Origin of the sequence: Mesorhizobium sp., assembly GCF_004963255.1 — a bacterium.
Classification (GTDB): domain Bacteria; phylum Pseudomonadota; class Alphaproteobacteria; order Rhizobiales; family Rhizobiaceae; genus Mesorhizobium.
Window position 1 is genome coordinate 26,390 of the sequence record NZ_SUGA01000049.1, and the last position, 8,872, is coordinate 35,261.

General features: G+C 64.7%; 11 protein-coding genes. 6 read left to right on the top strand and 5 right to left on the bottom strand.

Features of this window, described 5'->3' with window-relative positions; translation table 11 throughout:
• Positions 1-228 precede the first annotated feature (228 nt).
• Complete coding sequence (locus E5X34_RS30070) at positions 229-351, bottom strand: hypothetical protein (protein ID WP_292572506.1); 123 nt, start codon at positions 349-351, stop codon at positions 229-231.
• Positions 352-926: 575 nt separating this feature from the next.
• Positions 927-1,856, bottom strand: coding sequence for a hypothetical protein (locus tag E5X34_RS30075; RefSeq protein WP_292572509.1), 930 nt, complete (start codon positions 1,854-1,856; stop codon positions 927-929).
• A 409-nt stretch (positions 1,857-2,265) separates the two neighbouring features.
• Between E5X34_RS30075 and E5X34_RS30080 the strand changes: the two genes are divergently transcribed.
• The 4 genes from E5X34_RS30080 to E5X34_RS30095 all read left to right on the top strand — a co-directional run bounded on the left by E5X34_RS30080 (position 2,266) and on the right by E5X34_RS30095 (position 4,475).
• Positions 2,266-2,508, top strand: coding sequence for a hypothetical protein (locus E5X34_RS30080; protein ID WP_292572511.1), 243 nt, complete (start codon positions 2,266-2,268; stop codon positions 2,506-2,508).
• A gap of 31 nt (positions 2,509-2,539) precedes the next feature.
• The gene (locus E5X34_RS30085) at positions 2,540-2,776 is read left to right on the top strand and encodes a hypothetical protein (protein ID WP_292572514.1); all 237 of its coding nucleotides are present in this window, start codon (positions 2,540-2,542) and stop codon (positions 2,774-2,776) included.
• Between the two features lie 271 nt (positions 2,777-3,047).
• The gene (locus E5X34_RS30090) at positions 3,048-3,269 is read left to right on the top strand and encodes an alkylphosphonate utilization protein (RefSeq protein ID WP_040980560.1); all 222 of its coding nucleotides are present in this window, start codon (positions 3,048-3,050) and stop codon (positions 3,267-3,269) included.
• A 78-nt stretch (positions 3,270-3,347) separates the two neighbouring features.
• A complete protein-coding gene (locus E5X34_RS30095; RefSeq protein ID WP_292572517.1) occupies positions 3,348-4,475 on the top strand; it encodes an acyltransferase in 1,128 nt (375 codons plus the stop codon).
• A 42-nt stretch (positions 4,476-4,517) separates the two neighbouring features.
• Here E5X34_RS30095 and E5X34_RS30100 read toward each other — a convergent pair whose 3' ends face one another.
• From E5X34_RS30100 to E5X34_RS30110, 3 genes are all read right to left on the bottom strand, one after another.
• A complete protein-coding gene (locus E5X34_RS30100; RefSeq protein WP_292572520.1) occupies positions 4,518-4,871 on the bottom strand; it encodes a cupin domain-containing protein in 354 nt (117 codons plus the stop codon).
• Between the two features lie 208 nt (positions 4,872-5,079).
• A complete protein-coding gene (locus E5X34_RS30105) occupies positions 5,080-5,169 on the bottom strand; it encodes a putative RiPP precursor (protein ID WP_292572523.1) in 90 nt (29 codons plus the stop codon).
• 314 nt (positions 5,170-5,483) lie between these two features.
• On the bottom strand, positions 5,484-7,508 hold the full coding sequence (locus E5X34_RS30110) for an AI-2E family transporter (RefSeq protein ID WP_292572540.1): 2,025 nt from the start codon (positions 7,506-7,508) through the stop codon (positions 5,484-5,486).
• A gap of 248 nt (positions 7,509-7,756) precedes the next feature.
• Between E5X34_RS30110 and E5X34_RS30115 the strand changes: the two genes are divergently transcribed.
• Together E5X34_RS30115 and E5X34_RS30120 are read left to right on the top strand one after the other, a co-directional pair.
• Positions 7,757-8,077, top strand: a complete 321-nt coding sequence (locus tag E5X34_RS30115) for a hypothetical protein (protein ID WP_292572526.1) — start codon at positions 7,757-7,759, stop codon at positions 8,075-8,077.
• Between the two features lie 228 nt (positions 8,078-8,305).
• Positions 8,306-8,635, top strand: coding sequence for a hypothetical protein (locus tag E5X34_RS30120; protein WP_292572528.1), 330 nt, complete (start codon positions 8,306-8,308; stop codon positions 8,633-8,635).
• The last annotated feature ends 237 nt before the right edge of the window (positions 8,636-8,872 follow it).

Sequence of the window (8,872 nt, forward strand, 5' to 3'; positions counted from 1 at the left end):
AAACAGCCGGAGGCTCGCTTGAGCGAATTCAGGAAGTTCGCCTGCCCCCGGTGCCTGGGCGCCGGCAAGGTGTTCGAGTGTGAAAAGCAGGTGGCGTCGAAAGGGTCATGCTGTCCCTCGGGCACATTGCGCGACAGTTGCCCCGGACAACGGGTTTCCTGCCAGGCCTGCAACGGAACCGGCCTGCGCGGCTACGGCGCACCTCCTCTTTTGCAGGACTGAGCCGCTTCAGGCGCTGGCGCCGCCCATCAGCGCGGCGACCAGGGTCGCCAGGAAGACAAGCAGCCCCAATGCGACCCGGTCCAGCCACCCGCGCCGTCTGGCAAGGATCTCGAACAACCGATCGGCCATCGCAACTTCCCCCATTCGCTTGCACGACATTCTACCATGCATTTCATGAGAACATGATGAAATGGCTCACAGAGCCTTCGATGCCGCTTCAAGGAAAATCGGCCGCTGCCGGTCGCCCGATGCCGCGCTGCCAAATGCACCCAAAAAAAGTCGGGGTCGAAGGGACAGTCGGCCTGGCGAAAAATCAGCTTATTCAAGCGGATACGCATATATGTGCGGCGCGGCATGCTGGACATCGGAAATGCCCGGAATTCCGCCATTTCATGGCTCTTCGCCTTGACCCCAGCATGACTGCCAAGCGTGCTTAGGGCGCAAAAAGGCGGCTAAAAAGGCGCTTCTGGAGCCCTCGCCGGCGGCGTTGACAGGGCACCGCGCCAATGGCAATCCGCAAGCACTGGTCACGCCATGACCGTTGCTGTTGGGGACGGACGGGGTTTCAGCAGCTTGGCGGCGGCGCCGGACGGGCGGGCACCTGCGCAGTGTACCGCCCGCTCCTGGCCGGTCCCGGATTCCAGTTCTGCCGCTGCTTGCAACGTAACCGATCGCGCTTGCGCGCCGGGAATGACACAGGACAATTAGCCGGCATGCTGCAGCCAATGGCGGTCGAACACGTCGAGGATGGCGCGGAACTCGGACGGGGGGATCTGGTTGACGCCGCCATCACCGTCGGCGCTGAGGAATTGGCCGAGTTGGCGGTCGACCGCTTCCGGGTGCTCCATGACGACGCCGAGGCTTGCCAGGTCGGCGGCGATCGAGATGCCGGGCGGCAGGGGGCCCCATTGTTCGGCGGCCGGCGCATCGCGCAGGCGCACCAACAGGATCCTGGTGAGCGAGGGCTGCGGTTCCGGGGCGAAGATGGCGGTGCCGACCATATAGCCGCCGAGGACGCTCACCGGCTGCGTATGTGGGAACAGGCAAAGGAAGGACTGCGCCTCGCCGCCCACCTCCTTCAGATGCAGATAGAGGCTGCGCTTTGCCGGCGTGACCGGCCCGGAGAACTGCAACTGCCCGGTCGGCGATGTCTCGCGATATATGGCGGTGAAGGCATGCGCACCCGGCCCCGCCTCGATCACCAGGCGGCCCCTGATGAGCTGGCCGCGATAATAAGGCGACCAGGCTCTAGTGTACCACGCATAGGTCCCGGCGAGCGCCAGTCCGATGCCTCTGTCGTCATGCCCGGGCGAGGCAGCGGAGTGCGCGTGGGCGCGGCGTTCGAGCTCCGCCACGCCGATGCCGTGGCGGGCCGCGATGGCGGACGCGAAGCTCGGCAGATCGCTCTCGGCGATCCAGGCGCCGGGCTGCTCGAGGCGCAGCACTTTCGCCCAATCGTCGTAGACGCTTTGCTCGCGCGGATGAGCCCGGCCCTGCAGCCACTTGTCGGCGCGGCCGAGATCGAATGCCGTTCTCGCATTGACGGAACGGAACGCCGCCGCGAGATCCTTGCGGGTGACGGTGCCGAGCAGCGCCGATGTCAGCCGCAGCTTCTGGGCGATATGTTGTGCCATCGAAGCCCCCCTCGGACCCCATGCCCTTCCGAGAATCATGCCTGGCCGTGGCCGCCCCCGGGGCACGGCGTCGACTCGTGATGATACGCATGGTCGCGACGCTGCGCGCCGGACTTTCGTCCTGCGCCCGACGTCCGGTGCTCTGATCTTCCACAGGTCGATGCCGTGGAAATTCCGCAGAATTCCACGCCGTTCCACACGCCCGCCCTTTGCCGCCGGGGAGCCGGCGCTAAGCTCGCATCGGGCAAGGGGCAGACCGTCATGAAAAACGCGCTGAATGTGGGCTTGAGCACGTCATCCCCTTCCTTCGCAGAGCTGTGACACGCTCGATTTCGAGCGACGGCGAATCCCGGCCCAAAGCCGGCGACGAGCAAACCGTATTGCCACCTCATCCTGGAGGAATGTTCAGATGACCTCGACCACCTCTTCGACACTCACCTTCGTCTTGTTTGTTTCGGGATGCATAGCGCTGGCGCTGCTGTTCATCAACGCGCCGCAGGGGGAATTCCAGTCGAAATACGTCAAGGCAACGCCCGCCACGCAAGGAGCGTCGCCCACGCGCATAGACATCGACAACGACGCGCATGCGATACGCTTCTATATCGACGGCAAGCAGGTCGCGCTGCTCGACGCATCCGGCTTCAAGCCATGAGGAGGCCGCAGAACAGGAAAGGAAACCTGCCATGAAGATCGTCCTATCCGCGCTGACGGCGCTTCTCGTCTCGGTCGCGCTGACGCAAGGCGCCGGGGCCAAGACGAAAATCGTGGTGACCGAAAAAAAGGCCGCCACGACAACCGGCAAGCATCGGCCGCCGCTCGATGAGACGGCAACCGGCGGCATCCAGCCCTTGGCCGGCCAGACGCCGAAGACCGCGGATCCGGGCCAGGCCTATCCGGAGGCGCTGGACCTGCCCTTCTAGGGCAATTGCAGGGAACGCGCCCGGCGGTGCGGGTCGGCAACCGCCCTAAACCGATGGCGGCCACCCGGGATCGGCGAGGAAAAGCAGTGGGCGAACCCCAGCCAACAGCTACCCGGCCAGCCTGAGGGCTGGGAGCTTAGCGCCGCCGGCGGGGCGGCCTCTGCCCTCGCGCGGATTGCGATGCGGTCGGCGCGCGCCAAGCGCGCGGCTTGACCAGGCGATGGCCGGCGCGATAGGCGGGCGCAGGCCATCCGATTGATGAAAGACCGCCATGACCGACCCTATCGTGAAAGACAGCAACGGCACGCCGCTGAAGGATGGCGACTCCGTGACGCTGATCAAGGACCTCAAGGTCAAGGGCACGTCCGAGACGATCAAGCGCGGCACGCTGGTGAAGAACATCCGCCTCAACGGCAATCCCGGCGAGATCGAATGCAACACCAAGCAGGTCAAGGGCCTGGTGCTGAAGACGGAGTTCCTGAAGAAGGCGTGATTGCCGGGGCCAATCTCCCCTTATGTTGCACTGCGTTAGATTTGTTGCGTTGCGATATCGGCGCATAGGGCCGAGGCTTTGCCTCAGGCGGGATACGAACGAGCATTCACGAGGTTCGTATTCGTGTCAGCATCGGCGCAGGATTTCCGACCCGATATTGACGGGTTGCGGGCGGTGGCCGTGGCGGGCGTCGTGGCCTGCCATTTCGGCTTGGCGCTGCCGGGCGGCTTTGCCAGGGTCGTCTTCGTCATCTCGGGCCTCGTCTCTTTCATCCTCTGCGCCTGGCTGACGAGCGTTTCGCAGCCCTGGGCCTTCTACTTCTCGCCGCTGCGCGCATGGGAATTTGCCGCCGGCGGCCTCGCATCGATGGCGCCGGCGCGGCTTTTGCAGGAGCGTCCGCTGCTGGGGCGGGCGTTGAGCCTGGCCGGCCTGGCGATGATCGGGGCCGCTTATCTCGCCTTCAGCGAGGACGCTCCCTTCCCCGGCTTTCTGGCGCTTCTGCCTGTCGCCGGCACGGTCCTTCTGCTCAAGGCGGGAGCGGCCGGCGCCAGGGACGGCTATTCACCCGATTCCAGGCGGAATTGGGTGAATGCCGCCCTGGCGCTGTCGCCCTTGCAGTGGATAGGCAGGCTCTCCTGTTCGATCCATCTCTGGCATTGGCCGGTCATCGTCTATGCCGCTGGCGCCGGAGCTGACGCCCATCGAGCGGCTTTATTGCCTCGCGCTGACGCTGGCGCTGCCCACCCTCGCCTGCCGCCTTATCGAGAACCCGATCCGTCGCAACGGCTGGCTGATGGCCAATGCGGCGCGGGCGCCGGTGCCGGTCCTCCTCCTGACCGGCACCGGCGTCGCAGCCGCCCATGGCTCGCCTTCCGCGACCAGCACCATATGGCCACGCCCTTCGCGGATCGCTGGAGCCGGAAGTGGAGAAAAAGGGTGGTGTCGAAGGTGGTAGGGCGACGACGCCCACGCGTTCATGGCAGCCTGGCGCATGCATTGTCCAACGTGGCGCTGGTCGACCCCCACTCCGTCTCGGCTTCGCCGAGCCACCTCTCACCCGATCGACGGGGTAGAGGAAAGGCGCCCTTCCTTTCCCTCCGGAGGGGGGAAAGGTGGCGCTGCGAAGCAGCGACGGATTGGGGGAACCACGTGGCAATCAAGCCGAGGCGTGATCAGTCACGCAAGCCACGGAAGATGTGGGCATAGGATAGGCGCAAGGGGGAGATCAGCAGTTCCGGCGCCGCCCCCCTACCCCAGCACAACCACAAAATGCTTGGTCACCGGCTCGAGGATCTTCCAGGTGCCCTTGAAATCCGCCTCGACGACGAAGGCGTCGCCGGGGCCGACTTCGACCGGCTCGCCGCGGTCGGGCGTGATGATGATGCGGCCGGCGATCATGTGGACGAATTCATAATCGGTGTAGGTGGCATGGTAGGTGCCGGGCGAGGCGCGCCATGTGCCGGACATCACCTTGCCGTCCTCGGTGGTGTGCTGGACGGCCGTCTGCATGGTCGGCGAGCCTTCGACCGCGATCCAGCCCGGCAGGTCGCCGCCATCGGCATGCTCGACGGGGCCGAATTTGAGGATGGTGGGTCTGGTCATCGCGTGCTCCTGGTTCGCCGGAATTGGCTGGCGACGGCATAGCCGATGATGGCATGCGTTGCACGCGGCGATACGACAGCGGGAGGCGATGTGGCGACGGATGCCTGCGGCTTCAACGCGCGGCTGAAATCCAGCGGGTTCACATCCGCCGCGCTGCATCCGGAATAAAAAGCCCGCCGGATGGCGGGCTTTTCGGTTTCCGGCCGGATCAGGTCAGAATGGAAGATGGCGGGGTTGCAGTGACGACGCTCAGCTTCTCACGCCTGACCAGAACAGGCTTTTCATAGGTCTTCTTCAAGGTATCCCCCTTTCAAGTCTTCAGGTCCGCATGTGGACCTTAAAGCTCGCGCTGGCTATAAGCTGTAGCACATTAGCAACACATAACAGACGTTCCGCAGGGCTTACGGCGTTAACCATCACTGTTCCGTTTCGGGACTGGCATCCGTCTTGCTATGAAGAGATTGCCGGTGTCCTCCCGCCGGTCCTGATCGGGGGATCAGGTTTAAATCTCGCCGGGCCTGTGGGCTTTGGGCATCAGGGTAGGTCCGGCGAGTTTTTCTTTTCCCCACCGTTATGCCGACACCGTTATGCCCATTGGCGGGCGCTCCGTCTTCATTCCGCGGCCTGCAACTGCTTCCTGCGCGCCGGCTGGCGGCGGCGGTGGGCGGGCTTCAGCGTGACGGCCGCCTTTTTGGAAAGCGCTCCGGTGACCGCGTCGACCATGCCGAAGGCCACGAAGTCGGCGTTGAGAGTGGCAGCCAGTTCCGCCGCGGCCTCGACGTCGCCATTGCCGACTTCCGACCAGAAAACGATGCCCACCCGAAGCTTCGCCTTGATGCGCTTCAGCCGGCGAACCATGAAGCGCGCGTGCCGGGTGGATTGGCGGTTGAGGAAGCCGATCACGACGGCATCGATGGCTTCGAGGTCGAGACGGCGGATCGCCAATGGCTCGAGTTCGGTAAAGCTTGCCTTCGACACCGAAGCGCCCTGCACTTCCAGCACCTGCGCCAGCATCGCGGCGGCGGCGTCGTCGAGCTCGCCGCGCCCGCCGGCGCAGAGCACTGCGATGCCCGAGCCGTCGGGCAGATCGACCTCCTCTTCCTCCACCTCGACAGGCTTGGCTTCGCCAGAGTTTTTCTCGCCAGCCTTGTTTTTCTCGCCAGCCTTGCTGTCGGCTGCTTTCTCATCGGCAGCGGCCGCCTGCCCGCTCTCTTCCTCCTCGGCCTCCTGCTGGGCGCTGTCGTCGAGATTGGCGACCAGCGTCATGGCGCTGTCGGCGAGCTGTCGGCGCTGCGCGTCATCCATGACGCCGCGCTCGCGGTCCTGCTCGCCGAGCAGCAGCGCGGGGATGGCCACCTTGCCGTAGAATTCGAACAGATACTTGTCCTCCAGCATCTCCTCGGCATGGTCGGTCGCCTCGTCCGGGTCGCCGGCCAGGAGCCGCTGGTAGAGCCTGGCATGCGGCTCCAGCACCGGCTCGTTGCCGAACAGGACGTCGAGGAACTCGAACTGCGGCACGTGCCGGCCGAGCACCACCAGGCAGACGGTGAGCGGCGTCGACAGCACCAGGCCGATCGGCCCCCACAGCCAAGTCCAGAAGATCGCCGCCACGATGATGGCCAAAGGCGACAGCCCGGTGTGCGAGCCGTAGAGCCACGGCTCGATGACATTGCCGGTGACGAGCTCCACGACGACGAACAGTGCCGCGGTCCACAACAGCAGCGACCAGCCGGGCGCCACGGCCAATGCCAGGAACAACGGCAGCAGCGCGCCGATGATCGGGCCGATATAGGGCACGAAGCGCAGCGCCAGCGCCAGCAGGCCCCAAAGCAGCGCGTTGGGGATGCCGAGCACCCAGAGCCCGATGGTGATGGGCACGGCGTAGATGATGTTCACCACCAACTGCATCAGCAGATACTGGCCGACGCGCTTGCCGGCATCCTGCAGCGCCTGCGTGGTGCGATGGAGGTCGCCATAGCCGACCAGCCGGATGAAGCGGTCGCGCAGGTCCTCGCGCTCCATCAGCATGAAGATGACGACGATGATGACGAGGCCGGCGGAGCCGAGCGGGCTGATCAGCGGCCCGATCAGGTTCTGCAGCACTTCGAGCGGCTTTTCATGCGAGACGACCTCGACCGGGATCGGCTCGCGCTTCGGCGCCTGGGCGGCCGAGGGCAGTTGCGGCTCCTGGCGGTCGATCTCCTGGCCGACGCGCTCGATGACGCCGCCGAGGCGCGAGATGATGCCGCCGCCGAGGCCGTTTTCCTTCAGCGCGCGGACCTTGGTCAGGATGTTGATCTGGTAGAGGGGGATGTTCTGCGCGAGGTCACTGACCTGGGTGGCGACGACGAAGGAGAACAGCGAAAGCGCGGCGAAGGCGCCAGCGACGCTGGCGATGACCGCCGCGATGCGCGGAACCCCCGCGCGCTTCAGTGAGGACACGACAGGCGCTATCGCGAAGGTCAAAAGCAGCGCGACGGCGATCGGCAGGAACACCTCGCGCCCGAAATAGAGCGCGGCCACCGTGACGACCACGCTCGCCACAGTCGGCAGCGCCGTGCGCGGATGGCCTCTGGACGCGGCGAGCAGGCCTTCCAGCCTCGGCTCCGACGCCCCGTTCCCGCGATTGGCCGCCACCATCGAGCCTCCATGCCGTCCGTCCGGCAATGATCCCAGATACTTCGCCGGCGTGCAACGCGCCGAAGCCCGGTCGGTTGCAATTGCTCTAATAAATATCCGGCCTCATGAGGTTGCGGGGACGAAGCGATGTGTCGGGTTCGCCGCCTTGCGTCCACCAATGCGCTGTGCGGGCGCGGCAATCGGGAACATGGACCGCCCGAAATCGTTGTCTTGCCGAAGGGGCCTCGAAACTCAAGGAGGCAGCGATGAAAAAGCTTCTGCTTGCTTCGATGATCGCCATCGCCTCGGCGTTCGCGATCGCGCCGGCCAGCGCCGGCGGCGTGCAGCTCGGTATCGGCATCGGTCCGGGCTATGACGATGGCTATTACAACGACGATTACAGCCCATATTATCGCCATCACCGCTACTACCGGCACGTCTATGATGATGACTACTACACCCCATACCGTGAGCGTTACGTGGTTCGGTATCACAACCGGTATGACGACAATTGCCGGACCAGGATCGTGAAGCACTGGCGCCATCACCACCGCGTCATTGAAAAAATCCGCATCTGCGAGCGATGACCGGCAGCACCGGCCCAACTCCCTCGTGGGGAGATGGGCCGGAAGCGACAGCAATGGCGTTGAGCCTGGGCAACACCAGGTAGAGCCTCTGATCGCCGCCTTGTGGCAACGCTCCATGCCGCTGGCGGCGGCTTTCTCCTCCTCGATACACCGGGAAATATTAGCGATCGGGAACATAGGCATCCCGCACCGCGTTACCCGATAATCAGCCTTCAGGAGGAGGTTGCCATGAAAAAACTTCTACTTGCTTCGGTGATCGCAGTCGCGTCGGCGGCGGCCACGGTAGCGCCGGCGGATGCGCACGGCTTCCTCGGTCTCGGTTTCGGGCCGTTTGGCGGCTATCCGTTCTACGGCGGTCCGATGTATGGCGGCCCGTTCTACGATTATGGCGGCCGCTATTACGGCCCGCGCTACTACGACGACTATTACCCCGGCTACGTGGTCCGCTATCCGCACCGGTACTACAGGCACTACTACGTCTATCACCACCGGCACCACCATAGGCACCACTACTGGCGCCACCACAGGCATCACCACGGGTACTATTACAGGTACTAACGGCAGCGATTAGCTGATCTCCCCCCTTGTGGGGGAGATGTCCGGCAGCACAGAGGGGGGCGCGAAGGATCGCGGCTTATCGATGCTGGACTTGCTGCGGATTGTATAAGGACAGCGGCAGCCAAAGACCGAGACGCTGGCGGGACAGCGCCCCCCTCTGCCCTGCCGGGCATCTCCCACGAGAGGGCTTTGCACGGAACTGAGTTGGTGATTCGGTAGGTCCGGAATGAAGGGGAG